Source organism: Algoriphagus sp. TR-M9 (assembly GCF_027594545.1).
Taxonomy (GTDB): domain Bacteria; phylum Bacteroidota; class Bacteroidia; order Cytophagales; family Cyclobacteriaceae; genus Algoriphagus; species Algoriphagus halophytocola.
Genome location: NZ_CP115160.1, coordinates 1,422,047 through 1,446,544, shown reverse-complemented (window position 1 = coordinate 1,446,544; position 24,498 = coordinate 1,422,047). Strand labels below are relative to the sequence as shown.

The 24,498-nt window shown below is 42.3% G+C and carries 21 protein-coding genes; 17 read left to right on the top strand and 4 right to left on the bottom strand.

Going from position 1 to position 24,498, the window contains the following annotated elements; translation table 11 throughout:
• Positions 1–52 precede the first annotated feature (52 nt).
• Both PBT90_RS06395 and PBT90_RS06390 read right to left on the bottom strand, forming a co-directional pair.
• Complete coding sequence (locus PBT90_RS06395) at positions 53–2,881, bottom strand: S9 family peptidase (RefSeq protein ID WP_270132201.1); 2,829 nt, start codon at positions 2,879–2,881, stop codon at positions 53–55.
• 213 nt (positions 2,882–3,094) lie between these two features.
• On the bottom strand, positions 3,095–3,631 hold the full coding sequence (locus PBT90_RS06390) for a hypothetical protein (RefSeq protein ID WP_264809546.1): 537 nt from the start codon (positions 3,629–3,631) through the stop codon (positions 3,095–3,097).
• A gap of 373 nt (positions 3,632–4,004) precedes the next feature.
• Between PBT90_RS06390 and PBT90_RS06385 the strand changes: the two genes are divergently transcribed.
• The 10 genes from PBT90_RS06385 (at position 4,005) to PBT90_RS06340 (ending at position 12,638) form a co-directional block, all read left to right on the top strand.
• Positions 4,005–4,478 carry an Lrp/AsnC ligand binding domain-containing protein gene (locus PBT90_RS06385; protein WP_264809545.1) on the top strand — a complete coding sequence of 158 codons (474 nt, stop codon included), beginning with the start codon at positions 4,005–4,007 and terminating at the stop codon, positions 4,476–4,478.
• Positions 4,479–4,709: 231 nt separating this feature from the next.
• Positions 4,710–6,155 (top strand): Fe-S cluster assembly protein SufB, encoded by a 1,446-nt coding sequence (gene sufB, locus PBT90_RS06380; RefSeq protein WP_264809543.1) that lies wholly within the window; start codon positions 4,710–4,712, stop codon positions 6,153–6,155.
• Between the two features lie 49 nt (positions 6,156–6,204).
• Positions 6,205–6,969, top strand: a complete 765-nt coding sequence (gene sufC, locus PBT90_RS06375; RefSeq protein WP_264809542.1) for a Fe-S cluster assembly ATPase SufC — start codon at positions 6,205–6,207, stop codon at positions 6,967–6,969.
• A 22-nt stretch (positions 6,970–6,991) separates the two neighbouring features.
• Positions 6,992–8,260, top strand: a complete 1,269-nt coding sequence (sufD, locus tag PBT90_RS06370; RefSeq protein WP_270132195.1) for a Fe-S cluster assembly protein SufD — start codon at positions 6,992–6,994, stop codon at positions 8,258–8,260.
• An 8-nt stretch (positions 8,261–8,268) separates the two neighbouring features.
• The gene (locus tag PBT90_RS06365; RefSeq protein ID WP_270132187.1) at positions 8,269–9,492 is read left to right on the top strand and encodes a cysteine desulfurase; all 1,224 of its coding nucleotides are present in this window, start codon (positions 8,269–8,271) and stop codon (positions 9,490–9,492) included.
• A complete protein-coding gene (locus tag PBT90_RS06360; RefSeq protein WP_264809540.1) occupies positions 9,489–9,920 on the top strand; it encodes a SufE family protein in 432 nt (143 codons plus the stop codon). Before PBT90_RS06365 ends, PBT90_RS06360 begins: the two co-directional genes overlap by 4 nt.
• A 4-nt stretch (positions 9,921–9,924) precedes the next feature.
• Complete coding sequence (locus PBT90_RS06355) at positions 9,925–10,269, top strand: iron-sulfur cluster assembly protein (protein WP_264809539.1); 345 nt, start codon at positions 9,925–9,927, stop codon at positions 10,267–10,269.
• A 21-nt stretch (positions 10,270–10,290) separates the two neighbouring features.
• Positions 10,291–10,713 carry a BrxA/BrxB family bacilliredoxin gene (locus tag PBT90_RS06350; RefSeq protein WP_264809538.1) on the top strand — a complete coding sequence of 141 codons (423 nt, stop codon included), beginning with the start codon at positions 10,291–10,293 and terminating at the stop codon, positions 10,711–10,713.
• 242 nt (positions 10,714–10,955) lie between these two features.
• Positions 10,956–12,242, top strand: coding sequence for a citrate synthase (locus PBT90_RS06345; protein ID WP_264809537.1), 1,287 nt, complete (start codon positions 10,956–10,958; stop codon positions 12,240–12,242).
• Between the two features lie 135 nt (positions 12,243–12,377).
• A complete protein-coding gene (locus tag PBT90_RS06340; RefSeq protein ID WP_264809536.1) occupies positions 12,378–12,638 on the top strand; it encodes an acyl-CoA-binding protein in 261 nt (86 codons plus the stop codon).
• Positions 12,639–12,679: 41 nt separating this feature from the next.
• Here the strand turns inward: PBT90_RS06340 and PBT90_RS06335 are convergent, their stop codons facing one another.
• Complete coding sequence (locus PBT90_RS06335; protein ID WP_270132181.1) at positions 12,680–13,675, bottom strand: bile acid:sodium symporter family protein; 996 nt, start codon at positions 13,673–13,675, stop codon at positions 12,680–12,682.
• The gene (locus PBT90_RS06330) at positions 13,672–14,421 is read right to left on the bottom strand and encodes a TrmH family RNA methyltransferase (RefSeq protein WP_270133139.1); all 750 of its coding nucleotides are present in this window, start codon (positions 14,419–14,421) and stop codon (positions 13,672–13,674) included. The genes PBT90_RS06335 and PBT90_RS06330 overlap by 4 nt, the downstream gene beginning before the upstream one ends.
• A gap of 19 nt (positions 14,422–14,440) precedes the next feature.
• Between PBT90_RS06330 and tamL the strand changes: the two genes are divergently transcribed.
• The 7 genes from tamL (at position 14,441) to PBT90_RS06295 (ending at position 24,446) form a co-directional block, all read left to right on the top strand.
• Positions 14,441–16,861 (top strand): translocation and assembly module lipoprotein TamL, encoded by a 2,421-nt coding sequence (gene tamL / locus PBT90_RS06325; RefSeq protein ID WP_270132179.1) that lies wholly within the window; start codon positions 14,441–14,443, stop codon positions 16,859–16,861.
• Between the two features lie 4 nt (positions 16,862–16,865).
• Positions 16,866–17,792: an oxygen-dependent coproporphyrinogen oxidase gene (hemF, locus tag PBT90_RS06320; RefSeq protein ID WP_270132175.1), complete on the top strand. Its 927-nt coding sequence runs from the start codon at positions 16,866–16,868 to the stop codon at positions 17,790–17,792.
• The gene (locus PBT90_RS06315; protein ID WP_270132172.1) at positions 17,789–18,364 is read left to right on the top strand and encodes a phosphatase PAP2 family protein; all 576 of its coding nucleotides are present in this window, start codon (positions 17,789–17,791) and stop codon (positions 18,362–18,364) included. Before hemF ends, PBT90_RS06315 begins: the two co-directional genes overlap by 4 nt.
• Before the next feature lie 339 nt (positions 18,365–18,703).
• Positions 18,704–20,185, top strand: a complete 1,482-nt coding sequence (locus PBT90_RS06310) for a hypothetical protein (protein WP_270132169.1) — start codon at positions 18,704–18,706, stop codon at positions 20,183–20,185.
• A gap of 6 nt (positions 20,186–20,191) precedes the next feature.
• A complete protein-coding gene (locus tag PBT90_RS06305; RefSeq protein WP_270132167.1) occupies positions 20,192–21,358 on the top strand; it encodes a hypothetical protein in 1,167 nt (388 codons plus the stop codon).
• Positions 21,359–21,362: 4 nt separating this feature from the next.
• Positions 21,363–23,711: an OmpA family protein gene (locus tag PBT90_RS06300; protein ID WP_270132164.1), complete on the top strand. Its 2,349-nt coding sequence runs from the start codon at positions 21,363–21,365 to the stop codon at positions 23,709–23,711.
• Positions 23,712–23,780: 69 nt separating this feature from the next.
• Entirely contained in the window at positions 23,781–24,446 is a 666-nt protein-coding gene (locus PBT90_RS06295; RefSeq protein ID WP_264809527.1) for a porin family protein, read from the top strand.
• Positions 24,447–24,498: the final 52 nt, after the last annotated feature.

Genomic DNA, 24,498 nt, shown 5'->3' with positions numbered 1-24,498 from the left:
AAAAGGCTCAGAGGTTAAATTCTGAGCCTTTTTTAGTTAGATCGAGATTATACTAATCTTCCAATTCGTATTTTAGTGTTTTCCCTTTTTGGATAGCCGGCAGACCTTCGCTCATCCAAAGCGGCGCTGGAGCTCCTTTCAAATAATGATCGAAAAACTGGCTCAATCTTACCGATAAGTCTTTGCGGTTTTTTCTTTGTCTTAAATTATGATCTTCACCATTGTATTGCAGTAACCACGCTGGTTTTTGCAGGCGCTTCAATGCCATAAACATCTCAATCCCCTGATACCAAGGCACTGCTCCGTCCTCATCGTTATGCATGATCAAAACGGGAGTTTCCACTCGATCCATGAAAAACAGAGGGGAGTTTTCAAGGTAATACAAAGGCTTGTCCCATAAAGTACCACCTATTCTAGATTGGGTTTGTTCGTATTGGAACATACGGCTCATCCCGGTGCCCCAGCGTATACCTCCATAGGCAGAAGTCATATTCACCACAGGCGCTCCAGCTCCGGCAGCCTTAAACATGTTCGTCTGGGTAATTAAGTATGCCACTTGATACCCTCCCCAACTTTGACCTTGAATCGCCATGTTAGCCTCATCTACTATGCCTTTGGCCACTACAGCTTGTACGCCTGGGACGATACAGTTCAGTGCACTTGGACCTGGTAAACCTAATTCGTACTTAATATCTGGTACAAACACCAAATATTCATTACTCACAAAATACGGAATATTGATCGTGGAAGCACTCGGTGCCGGAGACCTGTAATTGTGCATGCCATCACTGCTCCGCTCGTAGAAATACACCATCATGGGGTACTTTTTAGTAGCGTCATAATTTTCCGGCTTGAAGAGCAACCCTTGCAATGAATCTCCATTCAGTGATAGGTAATCCACCAGTTCTACAGTTCCCCAGTTCACGTCTGCTTGCTGAGGATTCAGGTCAGATACTTTTGTGATCTTTTTGAAACTAAGGTCACTCAGATACAAATCTGGATTTTCTATATAAGTGGATTTATTGAAGAAAATTTCATCACTTTCTTCTGCTTTGGTCAAGCCATAATATCGATTTGCTGTCATCAGGATGCTTTTCGGTGCAAATCCCCCATCTATGGAAGCTTCAGCAAAACCTGAATCTTTGGTCTTTTCATTGAATGCTGTTACCAGTAATTTCCCCTCAGGATCTATTCCCTCCTCATCTCTATCTAAAACCTGGCGTCTATAGACCGTATTACTTTCCCTTCCTTTTCCCTGAGTAAGGTTAATTGCCTGGGAAGGGTTTTGAGGATCAATTTTCCAAATATCAAATCTATCATAAACCAAAAAAGCCTCGTCTTCTTCTATCCACCCGGCATTACCGTAGCTTCCAGGCATGGACGGGGAATCATGAAGTTCATCATAAAACTCAACTGGGAGCGCCTTTGTCAAATTGATTTTGGCTTTGGAGGCTACTTCAAAGGCCACCCAGCTGCTATCCCGGCTATCATACCAATATACATATTTCCCCTCCGGAGAAACCGAAGGATAACCAGTGGCATCCTTTTCGATCAAAGTCCTTTCGCCTGTAGCAAAGTCAATCAAATAAAGATCTCTGCCTATCTGAATATTCCAACTGTAATTGATTCTATAAGGATCATCTGTCCATGCCAAAGCGAAATCACGATCAACTTCCGACTCCAAAATTACATTTTTCACTTCAAGATCAGCCAATTGGGTGATTTGATCAGATGCTAAATCCAAAGCGGCTAGATAAGTAAACTTCTCATCTCTAGACTTGCCTTTCAGCTGCATAGGCTGGATTTCATCATCCTGCCAGCCCCAGATATCCAAACTTACCCGATCTTCATCCAAAATCGTAGTGTCACTTTCATAAGCATAATCCACATAATCCGGAGCCACTCCGAAAAACAGTCGCTGACCATCTTCAGAAAACTTCAAGTTACCATCCGCACTCACACGTCCATTTTTCAAGATCCCGGATGAATTTTTGTCTGCCACTATTGCTGCACTTGCAGTTTCAGTCTCTACCAGAAACAATTCATGATAAGGCTTCTTTGACTTGGTGGAGTCATCTGTGGTCAAATATGCCAGGTATTCTCCTGCTGGGGAAAAAGTCATCCCCTCATAACTGGTCATTCCCTCAGAGATCAGCTTACTTTCTCCATTTGAAAGACTAAGCAAATAAATGGCTGCATTGTCCAACGTATCTTCCTCCGCCAGCACATAATACAAATGACTTCCAGATGGTGAAAAACCATAAGTTTTCACTCTTTCGAATTCATGGGAAATTGCCCCATCAAGACTTCTTACCAATAGCTTCGTCCCGTCGGTTTTTTTGGGCTTTTCGGTTTTTTGCTCTGTAGCCGTACTGTCTGCTTCTGATTTGTCTTTTTTCTTCTCTTTTTCTTTTTCAAATAAGACCGCAATCCAACTTCCTTCCTCCTCAGGTGTGGCAAAGGACTTCACCCTAGCTAGCTTTTCGATTTCATCAGTTGCCAGTTCATAAATAAAAAGGCTATCCAAAGGCATCTCATCTTTTTTTGCCTTTTTCAATTTCAGGACATAAACCGAATCTTTCTGAGGTACAATTCGGCCTACGGCAAAAGCATCGTCAGCAGTGAAAGAAAAGCTTTCACCTCTTTGAATCACCCTTCTTTTGTCCGGACTTTTAGTAGGAAACAGCTCCAATCTGCCATCCCCGTCCTGAGGGCTTACTTGAAATCCTATCCATTGACCATTTTTGGTGATTTTCTCCGAACCCAATCTTTCCCATCCATCGTAGTCATCATGGGTCAAGGCTCTTTTCTGCTGCGCAAAAGCAGTGGAAGTAGCTAGCAGGATGACCAATAGCGACATTCCTAAAGAATTCTTTTTCATTTCATTTTTGTTTAATGTAAACTCAATCTCCTAGCCACCCATTTGTACCTTTGAATTAAATGGGCAATCAAATCATTGGGGTGAAAAATGCCTTGATCTACAAAAGCGTGGCGTGATTTATTAATATTTAGGTTATATAATAGTGCATAAAAATAAAAAGCACCCAGGGATACGCCCCCACCGCTTAAAAAAAAACCGGATAAATCCGGTCGCTTATTTTTTGATGATTAATTCGAAAGTTTCCCCTCTGTACGTTTGGTACCCAGGCACAGGTTTGCAATCCGGAAGTTTGCGCAGCATATGATCGAGTCTCTCCTTGAGGCCTTTGTCTACCTTGCCCAGTATCTCGAACCCGCTGATTCTACCCACTTCGTTGACATTCAATAGTAGCTTAACCTCATCTAATGCGGCTGACTTTTTAGTTCGGAATAAAAAAGGTGAATAACTGTCGATTATTTCCAGGGTGTTTTCTGGCCAGGCCCAATGAGATTTCAACTGTACTGCAAGTTCCTCCTCTACTTCGGTGAGTGGTAGTACAGTCAGTTCATTGACATCCGAAGTCTTCAGGCTTTGGGTAGACTCCCCTACGTTTCTCAGGGTCAACCTATTGTACACCACATAGTCTTTTAACGAGAGCTCCGTGTTTCCATTCACCTGCGCATTGACAGGAATGTTTTCCAAGGGGAAAACCATGAAAAATGCCAGAATTAGAAGAATAGAGGGTGATTTTAAAAATAATCTATGAGACATGCCTGTAGGGTTTACAAGCAAAAATACACTAATTATATTTTCAAATACAATTTTTTGCGTTTTAAAATACAGGGCAAAAACAAAAAAGTCTCGCCAGTAGCAAGACCCTTTTCAGAATATAAACCCAAATATAACTTTAGAGATTAAAAGTTTCAGTAGAAATTAAACTAAAATTCGGAATTACACAAGAACCCGATTTTTAATTTGATCATTAGCGCTCAAAACAAAATATTCGTTCGAGCTTCTAAATCGTGTCCAAAGTAAATGAATATTAGATTTAATTACAAATTGAAAAAAAAATTTTGCAATATTTTGAACAATCTCTAATTTACAGGCAGATTCATTAACAATCATCTAAATCCTAGTATCAAAAATGGATAAAATTTTAGATATCGATAACATAGACCTGAAAATCATCTCGCTTTTAAACGAGGATGCGAAAACTCCATATACTGAAATTGCCAAAAAAGTGTTCGTTTCCTCAGGAACAGTCCATGTTCGGATGAAAAAGCTAGAGGACATGGGCATAGTCAAAAGCGCCACACTTAATATTGATTTCTCCAAGTTAGGTTATGACATCTCCGCTTTCTTGGGTATTTATCTGGAGAAGAGCTCCCTTTATGATACGGTGATCGAAAAACTCAAAACCATCTCCGAGGTGGTCTCTGCCTATTATACCACTGGGAATTATTCGATTTTCGCCAAAATCATCTGTCGGGATACCAATCATCTCCGAATCGTGCTGGATAATATCCAGAAGGTAGAGGGCATTGACCGGACCGAAACCCTGATCGTTTTGGAGGAATCAATCAATCGACCTATACAGTTTTTTGACAAGGAAAATTAAGAAACACACCCCATAGCCTACTCATTAATTTGATTAAAGGCAATAAATCAAAAGTATTGAACCATCAATACTTTTTTTTTGTAATCACGGTAAAGAATAAGGTGATAAAGCATATTTCCATCGAATTTTTAAATTTTCGATAGAATTATCCAATGGGTAGAAACATAATATTTTCATTATAAGTTGTACCTTCGCCGTTAAAATGTAATTAGTCTAAATAACTCAGCACAAATGAGCAAAGACAATCAGATTTTAGAAGAACTAACATCAAAGGAATACGAACACGGATGGTCAGTAAATTACGAAGCCGATGAGGCTCCCGTAGGATTAACTGAAGACACTATCCGATGGATATCTGCCAAAAAAGAAGAGCCAGCCTGGCTACTGGAGTGGAGATTGAAGGCTTTCAAGACCTGGGAAAAAATGAGCGAGCCAAATTGGGCCAATGTGCATTACCCTAAAATTGACCTTCAGGCACTCAAGTATTACTCTGCACCCAAGCAGTCAAAGAAGCCTAAGAGTCTGGACGAGGTAGACCCTGAATTGCTGGATATTTACAAGCGTTTAGGCATAGATCTCAATGAGCAAAAGAGACTCCAGGGCATCGCCGTAGATGCAGTATTGGACTCCGTCTCTGTAGCTACCACCTTTAAAGACACGCTTTCCAAACTAGGGATCGTTTTCTGTTCTTTCAGCGAAGCTGTAAAAGATCACCCCGAATTGGTGAAGAAGTACCTAGGCTCTGTGGTTCCCATGACAGATAATTATTATGCCGCGTTGAATTCCGCTGTATTTTCTGACGGCTCCTTCTGTTTTATTCCTAAGGGCGTACGCTGCCCGATGGAGCTTTCTACTTACTTCAGGATCAATGCTGCAAATACAGGTCAATTCGAAAGAACTCTGATCGTAGCTGAAGATGAATCATACGTTTCCTACCTAGAAGGATGTACCGCTCCGCAAAGAGATGAAAATCAGCTTCATGCAGCTGTGGTAGAAATCTATGCAGGTGCGCATGCTGAAGTGAAATATTCTACCGTTCAAAACTGGTTCCCAGGTGACAAGGATGGCAAAGGAGGAATTTACAATTTCGTAACCAAGCGTGGAATCTGCGCTGGAGACCATTCCAAAATATCTTGGACTCAAGTAGAGACCGGATCTGCGGTGACCTGGAAGTATCCTTCCTGTATTCTGAAAGGCGACCACTCTATAGGCGAATTCTATTCCGTAGCGGTCACCAATAACTATCAGCAGGCAGATACCGGGACCAAGATGATCCATATCGGTAAAAACACCAAGTCAAGAATTGTATCTAAAGGTATTTCTGCAGGCAAATCCCAAAACTCTTACAGAGGTCAGGTACAGGTAATGAAGCGTGCGGCCAATGCCCGAAACTTCTCTCAATGTGACTCTCTATTGATGGGCGATCGATGTGGAGCCCACACCTTCCCTTACATTGATATCAATAATCCTTCTGCCAAAGTAGAACATGAAGCTACTACTTCGAAAATCGGAGAAGATCAGCTTTTCTACTGTAACCAAAGAGGAATTGCTACCGAGGATGCTGTAGCCCTTATCGTAAATGGCTATGCCAAGGAAGTATTGAACCAATTGCCAATGGAATTCGCTGTAGAAGCACAGAAACTATTGGCTCTAACACTGGAGGGTTCAGTTGGCTAAAGCCAATTGGAAAATTGAATAATTAGAAATTTGAAAGATTAACACGAATATGCTTACTATTAAGAATTTGCACGCTTCTATTGAAGGAACCCCCATCCTTAGAGGTATCAATTTGGAAGTAAAGGCCGGTGAGGTTCATGCGATCATGGGACCAAACGGATCAGGTAAATCTACCCTGGCCTCCGTACTGGCAGGAAGGGAAGAATATGAAGTAACGGAAGGTGAAGTATCTTTCCAAAGCAAGGATTTACTGGATCTCTCTCCAGAAGATCGTGCCAGAGAAGGTGTTTTCTTAGCATTCCAATACCCTGTGGAAATTCCGGGCGTGAGCTCTACAAACTTCCTAAGAACAGCTGTGAATCAAGTCAGAGAGTACCGTGGACAGGATCCCTTGGATGCAGTGAAGTTTTTGACTTTGATGAAAGAAAAAATGAAGCTGGTAGAAATGGACCAGAAGCTTCTCAGCAGAGCCTTGAATGAAGGATTTTCCGGAGGAGAAAAGAAAAGAAATGAGATCTTCCAAATGGCCATGCTTGAGCCTACTTTGTCTATTCTGGATGAGACTGACTCAGGTTTGGATATAGATGCGCTTCGAATTGTATCGAATGGTGTCAATCAGCTAAAGTCGAAAGACAATGCTACCATCGTGGTGACTCACTATCAGCGATTATTGGATTACATCGTTCCTGATTATGTACACGTGCTTTACAACGGTAGAATCGTAAAATCAGGCACCAAAGAACTAGCCCTGGAGCTAGAAGAAAAAGGCTACGACTGGATCAAAGAAGAAGTCGATTCCAAAGCTACAGTCTGATTTTAATCCTAAAAAATTACTCATGAGTACGCTTATTAAGCAAGAAATTCTTGGGGAACTGTTGAATGCTACTGGCAAGGGCTTTGAAAAAAACCGGGCTGAAGGAAAAATTGCATTTGAATCCCAAGGCTTTCCTACCAATAAATCAGAAGAATACAAGTTCACCGCCATGACCAAAAAACTGGAACAAAGCATCCAGAATTTTGGGACAGCAGCACCTTTTGAAGTGACTGCTGAGGAGGTAAAAAAACACCTATTTGCTGGTTTCACTGGAGATGTTTTGGTATTTACCAATGGCCATTTCCAGCCTTCAGTTTCTTCTGAAATCTCCGGAATTGAGGTATCAGAACTTTCCCGCAAACCAGATACGGCACTAGGAAGTATTGCTAAACCTGAGAAAGATCCTTTCTGTGCAGTAAACCAAGCAGCATTCTCAGATGGGATTTTCATTTCTGTCCCTAAAAAAGCGGTAGTAGAAAAGCCGATTTTACTGTTGAACCTAAACAAGGCCAATGAGGGACAGGTCATACAACCTAGAACCTGGATTGAAGCTGGAGATTTTGCCGAAGTAACTTTTATCCAGCATACCGTTAACCTCAGTGATGAAACCTACTTCAGTAACAGAGTGACTGAGGTGAAAGGTGGTCTTAATTCTCAAATCCGTTTTTACAAACTTCAAAATGAGGGTAAAAACACGCTGGAGGTAAGCAATACCGAAACAGCTATTCAGCAAGACGCAAGATTCACCTCTGTAACTGTATCGCTATCTGGAGAAATGGTAAGAAACAACTTGAGCCTGAATATCCTAGGTAGCAATTCAGAAGGAAATATGTACGGAATATACCTGCTCAATGGAAGTAGCCACGTGGATAATCATACCAATGTGGATCATACTATTCCCCACGCAGAGTCCAATGAACTATATAAAGGTATACTAGCTGATCAGTCTCGCGGTGTTTTCAATGGTAAAATATTCGTAAGACAGGACGCCCAGAAAACCAATGCCTTCCAGCAGAACAACAACATACTGCTCTCTGAAGATGCGGTAGTGAACACCAAACCCCAACTTGAAATCTGGGCAGATGATGTAAAGTGTTCGCATGGCTGTACCACCGGCCAGCTGGATGAGGAGGCTTTATTTTACTTGCAGGCAAGAGGTATCGCAAAAGACCAAGCCAAGGGTCTGTTACTTTATGCTTTTGCAGGTGAGGTACTGGACTACATCACTGACGAAAGCTTCCGTGAATACTGCATTTCCCTAGTGCAGGAGCGCTTGGGAAGTAAATTTTAATCCACAACATGGCAATAGATATCGAAAAAATCAGAGGCTTGTTTCCGGTACTCCATCAGGAAGTGCATGGCAAGCCTTTGGTTTATTTTGACAATGCAGCTACCACACAGAAGCCAAAAGCTGTATTGGATGCATTGAATAATTATTACCAAACGGACAATTCAAACATCCATCGCGGGGCACATACACTGGCAGATCGAGCTACTAGATATTATGAGGAGACCCGTGAGGCGCTTCGACAGTTTATCAATGCCAGTGAATCTGCAGAAATACTTTTCACCAAAGGAACCACCGAAGGAATCAATCTGGTGGCTTCTACATTTGGTAGAAAGTTTATCGCAAAAGGAGATGAAATCATCATTTCTACACTGGAGCACCATTCCAATATAGTTCCTTGGCAGATGCTATGTGAGGAAAAGGGAGCGATTCTCAAGGTAATTCCTATCAATGATGCTGGAGAAATTCTCTATGAAGAATTTGAGAAACTGCTTTCTCCAAAAACTAAATTAGTGAGCATAGTACATGCTTCTAATGCACTTGGAACTATCAATCCTGTAAAAAAAATAATCGCAGCGGCTCATGCTGTAGGTGCGAAAGTGCTTTTGGATGGAGCCCAAAGTTCAAGCCATTTGCAAGTGGATGTGCAGGACCTGGACTGTGATTTCTTTTCGTTTTCGGCACATAAGCTTTATGGTCCCACTGGACTAGGAGTGCTATACGGCAAAAGAGCAATATTGGAATCCATGCCTCCTTACCAAGGTGGAGGCGAAATGATCAAAGAAGTGACTTTTGAAAAGACCACTTATAACGAGATTCCTTTCAAATTCGAAGCAGGGACACCGAATATCGGAGATGTAATCGCCTTCAAAGCAGCGCTTGATTTTGTAAACAACCTCGGAAAAGACCAAATCAGACAACATGAGGATGAACTACTGCGCTATGCCAATGAGCTTTTGGCAGAGGTAAAAGGCTTTATTCCCGTGGGCACCGCTGCAGAGAAAGTGAGTGTATTGTCCTTCAATATCAACGCCATGCATCCTTATGATGTGGGCATGATGCTGGATGCCAATGGCATTGCAGTCCGTACAGGTCATCACTGTACCCAGCCTTTGATGAAAAGATTGGGGATTGAAGGAACTGTAAGAGCATCTTTTTCAGTTTACAATTCGAAATCAGAAATAGAAAAACTGGCAGAAAGCGTAAGCAGAATCGCCCGAATCAAAAATAAATGAGCAGTATCCAAGAAGTCCAAGACGAAATAGTTTCAGAATTTGAAATTCTCGGAGACGACAAGGAATCGACCATATATTACATCATGGAAATAGGCGGGAGCCTGGAGGAATTTCCTGAGAACGAAAGAATAGAAGAGAATACCATCAAAGGCTGCCAGTCCAAAGTCTGGCTGATCGCCAATGAGGAAAGCGGCAAAATTCACTTCCAAGCAGATTCCAACACAGATATCACCAAGGGGTTAATCTCATTGTTATTGAGAGTATTGAACTATAGGAGCCCCGAGGAGATTATCAAAGCAGATCTTAATTTCGTAGAACGTATCGGAATGGGGTCTATCATCGGTAGCCAGAGAAGCAATGGTTTTGCCTCGATGATCAAGCAAATCAAACTTTACGCTTTGGCAATCCAAAGCAAGCAAAATGCCTGATACCATGTCAACAGAAAGTAATACAGAAACAAACGCAGGACAGATCACAGACCTCAAAGAAAAGGTAGTACAAGCTATCAAATTGGTATATGACCCAGAGATCCCTGTGGATGTGTACGAGCTAGGATTGATCTATGAGATCACGGTATATCCGGTGAACAATGTCTACGTGCTCATGACTCTTACTTCACCGAATTGCCCTTCTGCAGAATATATCCCTACCGAGGTGAAGGATAAAATTCAGCAAATCCAGGACATTAACAATGTAGAAGTAGAACTAACATTTGATCCCCCATACTCCCAAGATATGATGTCCGAAGCGGCAAAACTTGAATTGGGATTTCTATAATAAATTAAAAACAACACAGATATGTATCCAGAAGAATTGATCGCTCCCATGCGAGCGGAACTTTCGAATGTAGGATTTGAAGAATTTAAAACAGCTGAGCAAGTGGAAGAGCACTTGGGACCAGATCATAAAGGCACCACTTTCATCGTGGTAAATTCCGTTTGCGGCTGCGCAGCTGGTGCTGCCCGCCCGGGTGTTACGTATGCATTGGAAAATGCAAGTGCAAAGCCAACCACTCTAGCTACCGTATTTGCCGGTAACGATAGAGAAGCTGTGGACAAGTTCAGAGAGATCACCCTGCCTTATCCTCCCTCCTCCCCGGCAATGGCACTCTTCAAAGACGGTGAGCTAGTTCACTTCATCGAGCGTCATCATATCGAAGGTAGAAACGCCAAGATGATCGGCGATCACCTAGTAGAGGTTTTCGAGCATTTTTGCGCATAAATTCCAGGCCCCAATGGGGCCTTTTTTATTCCAAAAAATCAAAATCCAAGTAGCTACTATGACATTTGTCCAGTTAAAAGGGGGATTCATAATATAATGGTCAGATTACCTCATGAATTTTAGCAAATTCGTGTCATTATTATTCCGTCCAGCCCATTTTAAGGTCAAATAACTACCTGATTTTATTATCTTACAGGCCTAATTCAAGGTTTTTTAACATAAGCAATCCAAATAATAATTATATGTCTGAATCAGCTAAGCTTTCTTTCCAAGGCAAAGACTATGAATTCCCGGTAATCACCGGCACTGAAAATGAATCAGCGATTGACATCGCAAAACTAAGAGCATCCTCGGGACTGATCACCCTTGACCCGGGCTACAAAAACACCGGTGCTACCAAAAGCGCCATCACTTTTTTGGATGGTGAAGAAGGAATTCTTCGCTACAGAGGATACAGAATTGAAGATCTGGCTGAAAAGTCAAACTTCTTGGAAGTTTCTTATCTTCTGATCTATGGTGAATTGCCGACCCAAGAGCAGTACGAAAACTTCTCCAAGGAAATCACTCATCACACCTTAGTACACGAAGACATCAAGAAGATCCTGGAAGGCTTTCCTTCCAATGCCCACCCGATGGGAGTACTTTCTTCTTTGATTTGTGCTTTGACCGCTTTCTATCCGGATTCTTTGAACCCAAACAGAAATAAAGAAGAAGTCAACCTAAGCATAGTCCGCTTAATCGCTAAGATGCCAACTTTCGCAGCTTGGGCTTACAAGAATGAAATGGGGCACCCGGTAAACTACCCGGACAACTCATTGGACTATTGCTCAAACTTCCTGAAAATGATGTTTGCCCTTCCAGCAGAAAAGTATGATGTGGATCCTGTGGTAGCTTCTGCTTTGGACAAACTACTCATCCTTCACGCAGATCATGAGCAAAACTGCTCTACATCTACTGTAAGAATCGTAGGTTCTTCTCAGGCCAGTATCTATGCTTCCATTTCTGCAGGTATCAATGCACTATGGGGACCACTTCATGGTGGGGCGAATCAATCTGTAATCGAGATGCTAGAGGCCATTAAAGCTGATGGTGGAGATGCCAAGAAGTACTTGGACAAAGCTAAGGACAAAAATGACCCATTCAGACTGATGGGCTTTGGTCACAGAGTTTATAAGAACTTTGATCCGCGTGCGAAAATCATCAAAAAAGCCGCAGACGACGTGCTTGGTAAACTAGGTGTCAATGATCCAGTATTGGAAATCGCTAAAGAACTGGAGCACGCTGCTCTTAATGACCAATACTTCATCGACCGTCAACTGTATCCAAATGTAGATTTCTACTCTGGAATCATCTACAGAGCGTTGGGAATCCCTACAGATATGTTTACAGTAATGTTTGCACTTGGTCGTCTACCGGGCTGGATTGCTCAGTGGAAAGAAATGAGAGAAAATGGAGAACCAATCGGTCGTCCAAGACAGGTATACACCGGCGCTAATGAGCGCGACTATGTGTCCATGAATAAAAGATAACTGAGGAAAAAACACCCCAGTTTGAAAATAAAATAACCAGCTACAGTCGGCTGGTTATTTTTATTTGTACCTATAGCAATCCTTTCCTAACTGGTATTAAATTTGAACTTTCACCCTAATATAACTTGACCCAAAATGGAAACGATGAATCTAGAAAGCGCCGCAGCCTTGACCAAAAAATTCACCCAGAAGCCTAGCAATGAAGAATTGCTGAAATTATACGGGCTTTATAAGCAAGCTACCCTAGGTGATAATGATACAGAAAGACCTGGCGGGTTTGATTTTAAAGCTGCTGCCAAGTATAACGCCTGGGAAAACCAAAAGGGGAAATCCAAAAAAGAGGCTGAGGAAGAATACATTGAATTGGTAAAAAACCTTTCAGAAAAGTACATCTAAGCACAACTCGATGGCTAAAAACCCGGATATTAAACTACTGTTTATGTTTGATTTTGTAATCGTCCAAATTTAGAAGCGATCATACTGCCAATAATCAGCTGCTGAATATGGTAAAGCATTACTGGCAATAAGACTAGTCCCAAGACGGCTGGATCAGGAAAAATAACCTTTCCGATGACCACCCCCTGTACCAAAGATTTTTTTGACCCACAAAAAAGAGCCGTGATTCTATCATCTCTCCTAAAACCCAGCATTCTGCAAACACCCGCTATAATAATCCAAATCAAGAAAAACAAGCTAAGCATGGTCAATGCAACTTCAACCAATACGGTATATGAATAAGGTAAAAAAACCTGCTGCGCAAATGATTGTGCAAAGGAAGTAAACACAATGATCATTATGACAGTTTGATCTAGGTATTTGATCATCGCGATATGCTTGGCAATCCTGGGGAAAAGCCAGCGATGAGCCATCACGCCAAGTGCTACAGGCAGCAAAACTTTGACTGAAAGTTCGCCTAACGTTGGTAAAAACTCCATTTGTATAGCTGCTGAATCCACTAATAACCCCATCCAAAGCGGAGTCACCACCACCCCTAATAGACTGGAGATACTGGCATTGAATATAGCTCCTGGAATATTGCCTTCGGCTATAGAAACCATTACTACCGAAGCACTTACGGTAGAGGGAAGTACGGAGAGATAACTGATCCCCAACTGAAAATCTTTATCGATCCAAGGAAGAAAAGGAAGGATCAAGAATACCAGAACAGGGAAAATCACAAAAGTAGAAAGCTGGATCAACATATGCAGCCTCCAGTTTTTTAAACCAGCTTTAAGCTGAACTGGATTGAGCTTGACCCCATAGAAGAAAAACACCAAGGCTATTCCCACATTAATGATGGGCTTCCAGGGAATAGATGATGTACGGGATCCAAACTGGGGGAAAAGCCAGGCAAAAAGGATAGCTGCAAATAAGCCCAGCAAAAACCCATTGATCCCAACCTTATTGAGTGTACGGGCAAGTTTTGTAATCATTTGCCCAAAAGTCTTTTAAAATTATCCGAAATGATAGCAGTAGCGATGGCCACATTGAGAGATTCTGTCTCACCAAATGCAGGAATGGTTACCTTGCTGCTGACAAATGGCTCCAATTGATCCGAGATTCCCTTGGACTCATTGCCCATCAAAATTACCCCGGGTTCTATTTTTTCCAGCTGATGAATATTCTTTCCATTCAGAAATGCTCCATACACGGGGACCTTCCATTTTTGAAATGCGATCGATAAATCATGATAATAAAACTTTACTCTGGTGAAAGATCCCATACTGGCTTGAATCACCTTGGGATTGTAAAAATCTGCCGTTTGCATAGAAAAAAGTAAATGCTTGATACCATACCAATCCGCAATTCTGATGATGGTTCCGAGATTTCCCGGGTCCCTCACCTCATCCAGTGCAATCACAAAATTCCCATCCGGAAATTCAAAAGGGTTGTTTTGTTTCATGTGGACCACGGCAAGTGCACTGTCATTGGACTGGTATTGGCCCAGGTTTTCCAGCTGCTTTTGGGTGGCTATAATCAAGTTAATGCCAGGTTGAGAGCGGCAGGATTCATTTCTATCAAGGAACTCCTGCGTACAAATAAGCGTATCTACTTTGAAGTCCGAATGGAGTACCTCAAGTACGCTCTTTTCCCCTTCCACAAAGAACTTCTTCTCCTGAGTTCTGTATTTCTTCTGATGTAAGGATTTTATAAACTTAACTGTATTTTTGCTAAGCATTAGGATAGTCTCTGCCATTTTGAAATTCACCAAATATATACTTTTTCTCGCTGTCCTCTGGGCTTTGCATGCTTGCTCTTTGAGCAAAAACCTTTCTGAAGGGGAGTATGTATTAAACAAAAATGAGTTGGAGGGGGTAGAACTTGCCAATGAAGAAGAATTGGAAAACCTACTTTTACAAGAACCCAACACCAAAATCCCACTGACCAATTCCTCCCTCGGAGTCACCATCTATAGATTTGGACGGCTTTTCTATGATAGTGCGAATGTTAATAGAAAACTAAAAACCACACGTACTGAGCTTGATTCAATCAAATTCTTGCTTGAGGACAACGCAGACAACCGAAAACTCCAGAAAAAACGAGGAAAGCTGGAATCCAAGGTGGAAAGCTTAGAAGAAATGGCAGAATATGGCAATCTGGTCATGCGCACTGGAAATCCTGTGACCATTCTAGATAGCACCAAAGTAGAGCGCTCAGCTACTGAACTGGATAACTACCTCTATAATAAAGGATTCTTGGATGCAGAAGTAGACTATGAGGTGCAGGTCAAAAAGCAAAAGGCGAATGTAAGCTATAAAATCACAGAAAGAGCTCCTTACCTACTCGATTCGATCTACACGAAATCTGACAATGAAAACATCCTACAGCTTTTAGAAAAGCACCAGGAAGATACTTACCTGCATCGAGGGGATCTATATGAGCAAAACAATTTCATCCAAGAAAGGAACCGCTTGGAAGAAATGCTCAAAAACAACGGCTACTTCATGTTCACCAAGTCATTTATAGATTACAATCTATTCTATGACACTACCACCAAAAAAATCAATGTAGAACAACGTATTTTAAAACCCTCATTTTCGGAGAAGCATCAAATCTACACCATAGACTCCATACGATTCAAGGTAAGTCCCCCCAGTGATGACTTTATCGATGAAAAAGTGGAGCGTGAATATAGAGCTATTGACTTCTCCTTTTATAGAGACCGCTTTTCTGCCAAATTGCTGAGCTCTAGAATCTTCTTTGACGAAGGGGGAACTTACCATCGAGATGATATCATCGAGACCCAAAAGCAGCTGAGCAATTTAGATTTATTCAGATACATCAATATCTCTTTTGACACCCTAGGCACAAGCCTACGCGCGAATATCACCACCCAGCCCAACCAAAAATATCAGCTTACAAACCAACTAGGTCTGAGTATTACGGAGCAGTTACCTGGGCCTTTTTTCAGTACAGTTTTAAGAAACAGAAACTTCTTCAGAGGTGGGGAAATACTGGAATTCAGCTTCCGGGCTGGTTATGAGGGGGTAGCCTCGGCTACAGATCAGGGAGTGTACCAAAGCAAAGAATTTGGCACCTCTGCGTCAGTGATATTTCCTAGGTTTCTGATCCCTTTTTACGACCGGAGCCTGCAAAAATTCGGAAGATACAATCCTAACACGCGTACACAGTTTGGTTTTAACTACACCAATAGGCCAGAATACACACGTACCGGAATCAATGCACTCCTAGCCTATAACTGGGCTACTCGAAATAATAGGCAGCAGTTTACCGTAAACCTGGCCGACATCAATTACGTGCGTACCCCGAAATTGACGGAAGACTTTTTACAAGTGCTCAGTGACCTCCAGGATCAGGGAAACAATCTACTCTGGTCATTTTTACCTTCATTGGTCTCTTCGGTGTCTGCCCAAAGTATCATCAACTTTAATAAATACGGAGATTTTAATTCGAATAAGTCCGCTTTATTAAGGCTTTTTGTAGAAAGCGGCGGTACTACTTTGAATTTCTTCGGTGTACCGGACAATAGCGAGGTCACGGACTATGCCAATTTCCAGTGGCTCAAGTTACAAGCGGATTTTAGAAGGTACCTGCCAATCAGCAGCAAACAGACCTTTGCCTATAGATTCAATTTTGGGATAGCCCAGCCCTATGGAATCAGTACCGGGATCCTTCCTTATGAGAAATACTTCTTTGCTGGCGGGGGTACTAGCATTCGTGCCTGGCAGGCCAGAAGATTAGGCCCAGGCAGTTATTTACCGGAAATAGGCGACCGGGGTAGGTATGATTATGGATTTGAACAGCCTGCGGAAATGATCATAGAAACCATGCTCGAATACCGTAGAAAGTTGTACGGCTACTTCGACATGGCTGTATTTGTGGATGCAGGTAACTCCTGGATGATAGGCGTGGACACTTCCAGGCCTGGTTCAGATTTTAGGTTTGACCGATTTTATAAGGAGATAGCCATAGGAACTGGCTTAGGGTTGCGTATGGATTTTAACTTTTTGGTGATCCGATTAGACTTAGCTACCAAAGCAGTGGATCCATCCATGCCTGAGGGAGAAAGATGGGTACTCGACAATATTTCATTTAATCAATTATTTGGCTTAAAAGGACAATCGGTATTAAATTTCGGCATTGGTTATCCTTTTTAAATTAATGCACACTTTTACTATGGCTAGAAAGAGCAAAGAAGAAATCGCAGAATTATTCAAAAACCTTCAGGATCATATCTGCTCAGAATTAGAGCGACATGACGGGGAAGGTAGCTTTAAAGAGGATATCTGGGAAAGACCTGCCGGAGGTGGGGGTAGAACACGAACTATGGGAAGTGGTAAGATTCTCGATAAGGGAGGAGTGGCATTTTCTGCCGTACATGGACCTACACCGGAGAAAATCCTTAAGAAACTAAACCTGGATCAAGCTGACTTCTTTGCTACCGGTGTTTCCATAGTCATTCATCCTATCAATCCCATGGTGCCTATCATTCATATGAATGTGCGGTACTTTGAAATGAGTACTGGAGAGCATTGGTTTGGTGGTGGAATCGATCTGACTCCACATTACATAGATGTAGAAGATGCAAGGTACTTCCATCAGGAAGTGAAGAAAACCTGTGATCAATTTGACGAATCATTTTACCCTAAGTTCAAGCCATGGGCAGACGATTACTTTTACCTGAAGCATAGAGACGAGACCCGGGGCATAGGCGGGGTTTTCTACGATAGATTACAGGCCAGTTCTGATGAAGAGTTTGAGAAACTCATCCAGTTCAGTTTAGCTATTGGAAAGCTTTTTCCGGATGTCTATGGGTACTTTATGAAGAAAAATGATGCCTTACCTTATAACTATATAGATGAATCTTGGCAAAATCTCCGAAGAGGTAGATATGTGGAATTCAATCTGGTCTGGGATGCAGGAACCAAATTTGGTCTGGACACCAATGGTCGTACCGAAAGCATACTCATGAGCATGCCTCCTATGGCGGAATGGGAATATATGTATGAGGTCAAACCAGGGTCAAAAGAAGAATTCACCCAAAAACATCTCAAAAAGGGCATTGACTGGCTAAGTTACCAACCATGATAGATCAACTCATAGCTTGGGACGAGGAGCTTTTCCTTTGGTTGAACTCCTTTCACAATTCCTGGATGGACCAGGCTATGTTCCTGATTACAGGTACAACGATCTGGTTTCCATTCTATGCCATTCTGATTTATTTCATCTACAAGGAAAACCCGCAAAATAGCTGGTGGGTATTTGGGGGTATAGCATTAGCTATTCTGATTGCAGATCAGGTGACTTCAGGTATCATGAAGCCTTATTTTGAACGCCTGCGTCCCTGCCACGACGAGCGATGGACCGAACAGATACATAATTACAAACGATGCGGTGGTTTGTTTGGATTTGCCTCTTCGCATGCGGCTAATACTTTTGCGCTTGCTGTATTTCTCAACCTGAAAATGCACGGCAAATTGAGGTTTTTGCCTTGGCTCTTCTTATGGGCAGCAGTGGTATCCTATTCCAGAATTTATCTAGGCGTTCATTATCCGCTGGATGTATTGGTAGGAGCACTCGTAGGTGCATTGGCAGGCCTCACCTCCTGGCTTTTGGTAGTTTTTTTAAAAAGAGAAATTCTCAAAAAACTATTGAAGTAAAACACCAAATTTTACTTCAACTCAAATTGAATCATTCTTTCAGTTTTCACGGCTGAATAAAAGTGAAATGGATGCGCATTATTTTTTCAGTTAAAAGCCCTCAACTATAAAAAACACCTTTAACCAGATCAAAAATCGGTATTGAACAGCAGCATCAGCTGACTTTTTTGAGCAAACCGAGCACATCTCAATCCAGCAGAAAACTGAAACAGGTCCTTACCTGAAATAATATTTTGTGAAAGAGGCAAAAAAAGAAGTAAAAACCTGTATCAACTAGGCAATAAGATGTTACTTTAGCAAGAGCTTTAGGTATAAAGTATTATGATTACTATTTTTAGTATGCGGTTTTTAAGATTTGTAAGCGGAATTATAGGTAATAATATGGCTTCGCACCTACCTCTTGGGGTGTTTTTACTTCTGCTTTTTTGCGCTCATGCGGTGCAAAGCCAAGATACGCATCACTGGGGAAACCAATTTGGAACAAAGGCCGCTTTGCTAGGTGGAGCGGTGCTAACCGACACTACGGACAATGCAGGCGTTTACTATAACCCCGGAAACCTTGCCTATTTGGACACCAGCTCCTTGACCATCAATGCCAATACCTATGGAATCGAGAATGTGAAAATAGTAAATGCGCTAGGGCAGCGAGCAGACTTTAAAGGCTTGCAATTCAACACTATTCCGCTTTTGGTCAGTGGATCCATACAGACAAATTCTAAATGGAACATAAGCTACGGCTTAATGACTCCTGTGAGTTTTAGTTTCAATGGAGTAGCCCGGTTAAATGGATTTTTTGACCTGGCAACTGGGGAAATCAGTCCCGGCGAGGAAGAACTGGTGGCGGAATCCGGAATCAACACCAAAGTCCAAGAAACCATGGTGGCAATAGGTGCAGGAAGAAAAATAGGTGAAAATCTGGGTTTTGGCATCAGCCTGTTAAACACACTGAGAACTGTAAATTATTCATTCAGATTTTCTGCCAAAGCACTCACCAATACCGAAGATTACCTGATGATAGCCAGGATTCAAAATGAGTTTATAGACTATTTTGCCGTGCGCACCGCACTGAAAGCTGGTCTGAACTATCAAAAAGCAGGCTATGGTCTGGGGCTTACCGTCACCAGTCCAGGTTTGGATTGGTTGGGTAGCGGTACTGTAGCAGAGGACCTCACCCTATCCAACATCGCCGTACCTAATTCTGAAGATAGATTTACGGCATACGCATCAGATAGGCAAGAAAAGCTAAAAACCACATACAAGTCACCATTGGAACTAGCACTGGGCGGGCACAAAAACTTCAATAGGTCCACCCTCAGCCTCAATGTAACCTTCTTTTCAGGCGTAGACCAATACGCCATCATTCAGCCCGAATCAGTCGCATTAGTGAGACCAAACGACATAGGGCCTCTGATTGACAGTGAGGATTTTCTTAAAGTAGAGTCTTCCATGAAACCCGTAACCAACTTTGCCTTAGGCTATTCCAAGGAGCTCAGGGAAAACCTAAGCATCATGGGTAGTTTCAGAACGGATTTTTCGTATTTTGATAAGGAATCATTAGAAAACACGGGGCTACAAACTGAACTTACCCAATGGGATATTTACCATTTTACAATCGGGACCGAGATCAAAAAATCAAGAAGTAGTTTAAGTCTTGGCTTAGTTTACAGCTTTGGTAGCACTAGTGAATATTTACAAAGAGGGAGTTTCTACAACATAGACTCCGATCAACTTTTAGAAGGAGCCTTGGTTGTCACAGAGGCAGGTTATTCCAATTTTGGAATATTGATTGGTTACGCTTTTAATTTCAAAAAATTCAACTGATAATATATGAGACCATTTTTACTAGTTATCATCTTAGTAGGAATAGGAATAAGTGGCCTAAAGGCCCAGACCACTACTATCAACTTAGATTTAATCACCGGAAAGCTGAATGGTGGCTTGCCATTACCTGCTGAAGAGGAGTTTTATATTCGAGGGCCAATTCCTGAAAATATAGAAATCGTCAAGCTCAAGATTAATCAGTCCAAAAAAGCTGAAAAGACCGCCATGACCTATTTCTGGACTGCTCCTTTTGGCTATAATGATCTTTCCTATCAGGTATTAGTAGCAGACCCTCTCCGATCTAATGAAGATTATCATCTGGAAATAGGCTACTATCAAAAAGCCGGTGCAGATCAAATACAGGAAGTACGGGACTTGATCCATCAAAATATCGAGGCTTACCTCAGTACAGTCACCAAGATCAAAAGAGGCGGGGTGAAATTCACCGAATCTGACGAAGTGTTGCTAAATAACCTCAGCCAAATCGTCACTAGGGGAGCTTATTACTTTGAAATGCCTAACGGAGAGCAATTCCCCGGCTTTAGCGATATTACCCGAAGTAAGCTGGAGCAACGATCGAAATTGAAAATGGGCAAAGCAAAATTTAATGTGACCGGGCTTTCCGAAAACGACAATGCCCGGGCAGCCTATGCGGAAAAATATATCTCAGAACTGGAAAACATACTTTTCGCTGAAGTAGACCAATACCTGAGCCCCAATATGCTGGTTAGGGTGAATGAAACTGTATTTGAAAATTACCCTACCGAAAAAACAGCCAATTCCCTCCCGATCAACGTAGGGTACGGGGCTATTTCTGTAAGCAAAGGCTTGCCTGAACAGGAGTTTGTAGCCAGTCCTTATGCGGGCGTTTCCTTTCCCTTAGGAAATAGAACCTTCGCCAGATTTATGAACAATATGTCAATCTCTACAGGATTTTTCCTTTCAGGAGATATGAAAAATCAACTGGATGAGAAGATTTCCGGTCCTGTGCTGGACAGACCTATCTATGTGGGTTTAGGATATAATTTCTTCCGGTTTATCCGACTAAATGCAGGTGGTACCTTTATTACCACCGAAAAACTTGACGGAAGCAATCAGAAAGGCTTTCAGCCATTTGTGGGTGTAAGCGCAGAGTTCAATTTATGGTTGGGCATAGGAAACAAAAAGAAATAAGGTCATGAAGAAGCTAAGTCTATTAATTATCGCTTTGGCCTTTGCTTATACCGCTGAGGCTCAGCTGCACGGATACAAATGGAGGTTTGGACTAAGTGCAGGCACTACCAATTACCTAGGAGACATAAGACCTATCAAGGCAGATAACTTCGAAAATTTCCTAAAGTATTATAAACGATATGAAAACTACTCCGAGCAGCTTTCCTATCAGCTTTCTATAGAGTATGCCCTCGGCAACTCAGTAGGCTTGATGCTGTCGGCTGGAAGCTATCAGTTTGGTTCTGGAGACCGTTTTGTGAGAAATGACGGAACCCTCTTTATCGAAAGCCCGGACTTTGACCGGGCATTGAATTTCCAAACAGACCTATATGATGCAGGACTATCCTTTGTCATAAAACCCGATAACAACTGGCTTCTTTCGGGAAAATCATTTTTCGCCCCATACATCACTTTGGGAGCAGGAGTCCAGACTTTCAAAGTAATGGGGGACTTATTGGACGCCAATGGCAACCAGTATGATTACACAAATACCTCGGTGATTCCTGATGGTAGTTTTGAAACCAACCTAACCGAACTGAACACTGAGCTATCAGGTGGATACAAAACCACTACGCTCTATGCCAATCTGGGATTAGGTTTCCGCTTTAGAATTACCAAAAGCATAGAATTATTCGCACAATCTGACTTCAAAAGAGCAGCCACAGATTACCTGGATGATGTCTCCGGAGTTTACCGGACGAGCTATGATAATTCTTTTCAGGAATATGCCGCGAAACCCGGAACCAATGTGGTGACCGCTGAAAATCCATACAGAGGGATGGAAAATGGTAGAAATGACTGGTACATCTATCATGGAATCGGGGTAAAATTCAGCTTAGGAGCCAACAAGGAAAGCTTCAAGCCGCCGGTGATCACCCAACGCTACACTTATGTACCTACAGAACTTTCAAATGCTCAACTCGCCAGGGAAGATTCATTGGAAAGGATGACACAAGCCAAAGTCCCAGTTACCAACAATTACTTTACTGTGATTCAGTTACCAGCAAATGGAGCAGTAAATTCAGGCCGTACGGAATTAGATTCTGCTACCATGGAAGCTATCCAGGCTCAGCTGGATTCCCTACAAGGAGCTGGGGCTAATTTAGATTCAGCCGTAAGGGTGATTGAGTTACAAACTAGCCAAATAGATGAAACTCTTGCTTTAGCACAGAGAGACTCTACTGTCTCTGAGGAGGTAAGAAATGCCAGAATCAGTAATCTGGAAAACGAAAAAAACATGGTATCTGCACAAATGGATTCCCTGAATGAGCAAAATTTCGAAACCCAGTATCAGTTGGATTCTTTGAATGCCCTGATGAATAATTCGGAAACGTCTCTATCTAAAATAGACTCTGCTTCCCTGATGAATGAGCTGATCATCTATCCGGGTCAGGTCAGTAGAATCATCTATTCTGCCAATGGTAATTCCCAATTGACTCTGGACTCTGCATCTCAGGCTGGGGCGGCAACCTATGCCTCTAGAAATGCTTCAGATTCCTCGGCTACTTTCACGCGGGAGCAATTCGATGAAGAATTAAGCAAGTTCCGTAATGAAATGCTTCAAGCTCAAGCTACACGAGATTCAGCCATGATGATGGCCTTTGCGACTAAAACACAATACCAGTCTGAAGAACCAAGTTCCAGAGAGACTGAACCCCAAGAGTTTGTACTTAATGCAGAAGATCTCGACAATGTGGATGATAAAACCGCAAAAAAAATAGAGAAAAACAGGAAAAAGCAGGAAAAGCTCGATGAGAAAAACAATGAACTCCTGAGGGATGCCTTACTCGTGGGTGGCACTGCAGCCACCACTGCCGCCATCAGTAACAGCGGTGAGAAAAAAGAAGCCGCGCAGCAGGCTGCCTATGATTCTGCCTTGCTGGCGAGGATAGAGCGAGATTCCATTTTGATAGACAGCCTCCAAAGAATACCGGTACAAGTAGACACAGTCATTCAGGAGAAGCAGGTGCAGGCATTGCTACACCAAAGTAAAATTGATATATACTTTGGCATCAATGAGGCTACCATAGGCGAAACTGAAAAAGCCAAACTGGAGCGGATTTCAGAAATTATGGCGGAAAACCCAGAGTATCAAATCGAACTCATCGGTTTTGCGGACAATACAGGTTCCGTCGCCTACAACCTCAACTTGGTAGAAAAACGGGTAGACGCCGTGTACACTATGCTCACCGAAGAGTACCAACTCAGCCCAGACCGGATCGGGCGATCTTCCGGAGGTTTGATTATGCGGGGCAAAACCGGAGGATCTGTAGATTCGGACAGAAAAGTAGAAATCCAGATAAAAAATCAATAAAACCTATATTTAACGCTAGTTTCAGATGAAAATCAGCATCAAATTCCATCTTTTAAACAACCTACTATTATGAAAAAACTCATGATTACTTTAGGCCTTATTTGCGGATTAGGTTCTGCTGGCCTCGCGCAAGAACTAAGAATCAACACCTATGCAGGATATATTTTTAAGGATCAGGTAGATTCTTACTACTCCTCTTCCTCCTATTTTGACGGTCAGATCCAGGATGGCTTTAGATGGGGAGGGGGCATTGAGTATCATATTCCGAATAAGGGCGCCATAGAAATCCAGTACCTGAGACAAGACACCAATGCTCCTACTATTTATCAGGATGGAGGGATATTTGGTGGTCAACTTCAAAACACCAACTTCGATCTGGCCATCAACTGGGTGATGCTCAATGGAACCCGATATTTCCCTGTCAATGAAATAGTAGAGCCATTTGCAGGAGCTGGATTTGGCATGGGTATTTTCAATGTGAATAATCCTGACAATGGCAATGAAAACTCTGCAACTAAATTTGCATGGAATATCCGAGGTGGCTCTAATTTCTGGTTAGCCGAAAACATTGCATTTCGTGTGCAGGCTTCATTGTACTCGGCCACTCAGGCCATAGGCGGAGGATTGTACTTCGGTACCGGAGGTGTTGGCGGTGGATTATCTAGCTATTCTACCCTGTACCAATTTGGTTTTGAGGGAGGTCTGGTATTCAGGCTTCCGCAAGCTGCCAGATAATCGCAGCGAGGTACCCAAAGAAAAAGCACCGGGAATATTAAAGATTTCTCGG

Bases quoted from the DNA above. Each gene is read 5' to 3' on its own strand.
- PBT90_RS06395 (WP_270132201.1), bottom strand. From the start codon at position 2,881: ATGAAAAAGAATTCTTTAGGAATGTCGCTATTGGTCATCCTGCTAGCT.
- PBT90_RS06390 (WP_264809546.1), bottom strand. From the start codon at position 3,631: ATGTCTCATAGATTATTTTTAAAATCACCCTCTATTCTTCTAATTCTG.
- PBT90_RS06385 (WP_264809545.1), top strand. From the start codon at position 4,005: ATGGATAAAATTTTAGATATCGATAACATAGACCTGAAAATCATCTCG.
- sufB (WP_264809543.1), top strand. From the start codon at position 4,710: ATGAGCAAAGACAATCAGATTTTAGAAGAACTAACATCAAAGGAATAC.
- sufC (WP_264809542.1), top strand. From the start codon at position 6,205: ATGCTTACTATTAAGAATTTGCACGCTTCTATTGAAGGAACCCCCATC.
- sufD (WP_270132195.1), top strand. From the start codon at position 6,992: ATGAGTACGCTTATTAAGCAAGAAATTCTTGGGGAACTGTTGAATGCT.
- PBT90_RS06365 (WP_270132187.1), top strand. From the start codon at position 8,269: ATGGCAATAGATATCGAAAAAATCAGAGGCTTGTTTCCGGTACTCCAT.
- PBT90_RS06360 (WP_264809540.1), top strand. From the start codon at position 9,489: ATGAGCAGTATCCAAGAAGTCCAAGACGAAATAGTTTCAGAATTTGAA.
- PBT90_RS06355 (WP_264809539.1), top strand. From the start codon at position 9,925: ATGTCAACAGAAAGTAATACAGAAACAAACGCAGGACAGATCACAGAC.
- PBT90_RS06350 (WP_264809538.1), top strand. From the start codon at position 10,291: ATGTATCCAGAAGAATTGATCGCTCCCATGCGAGCGGAACTTTCGAAT.
- PBT90_RS06345 (WP_264809537.1), top strand. From the start codon at position 10,956: ATGTCTGAATCAGCTAAGCTTTCTTTCCAAGGCAAAGACTATGAATTC.
- PBT90_RS06340 (WP_264809536.1), top strand. From the start codon at position 12,378: ATGGAAACGATGAATCTAGAAAGCGCCGCAGCCTTGACCAAAAAATTC.
- PBT90_RS06335 (WP_270132181.1), bottom strand. From the start codon at position 13,675: ATGATTACAAAACTTGCCCGTACACTCAATAAGGTTGGGATCAATGGG.
- PBT90_RS06330 (WP_270133139.1), bottom strand. From the start codon at position 14,421: ATGCTTAGCAAAAATACAGTTAAGTTTATAAAATCCTTACATCAGAAG.
- hemF (WP_270132175.1), top strand. From the start codon at position 16,866: ATGCACACTTTTACTATGGCTAGAAAGAGCAAAGAAGAAATCGCAGAA.
- PBT90_RS06315 (WP_270132172.1), top strand. From the start codon at position 17,789: ATGATAGATCAACTCATAGCTTGGGACGAGGAGCTTTTCCTTTGGTTG.
- PBT90_RS06310 (WP_270132169.1), top strand. From the start codon at position 18,704: ATGCGGTTTTTAAGATTTGTAAGCGGAATTATAGGTAATAATATGGCT.
- PBT90_RS06305 (WP_270132167.1), top strand. From the start codon at position 20,192: ATGAGACCATTTTTACTAGTTATCATCTTAGTAGGAATAGGAATAAGT.
- PBT90_RS06300 (WP_270132164.1), top strand. From the start codon at position 21,363: ATGAAGAAGCTAAGTCTATTAATTATCGCTTTGGCCTTTGCTTATACC.
- PBT90_RS06295 (WP_264809527.1), top strand. From the start codon at position 23,781: ATGAAAAAACTCATGATTACTTTAGGCCTTATTTGCGGATTAGGTTCT.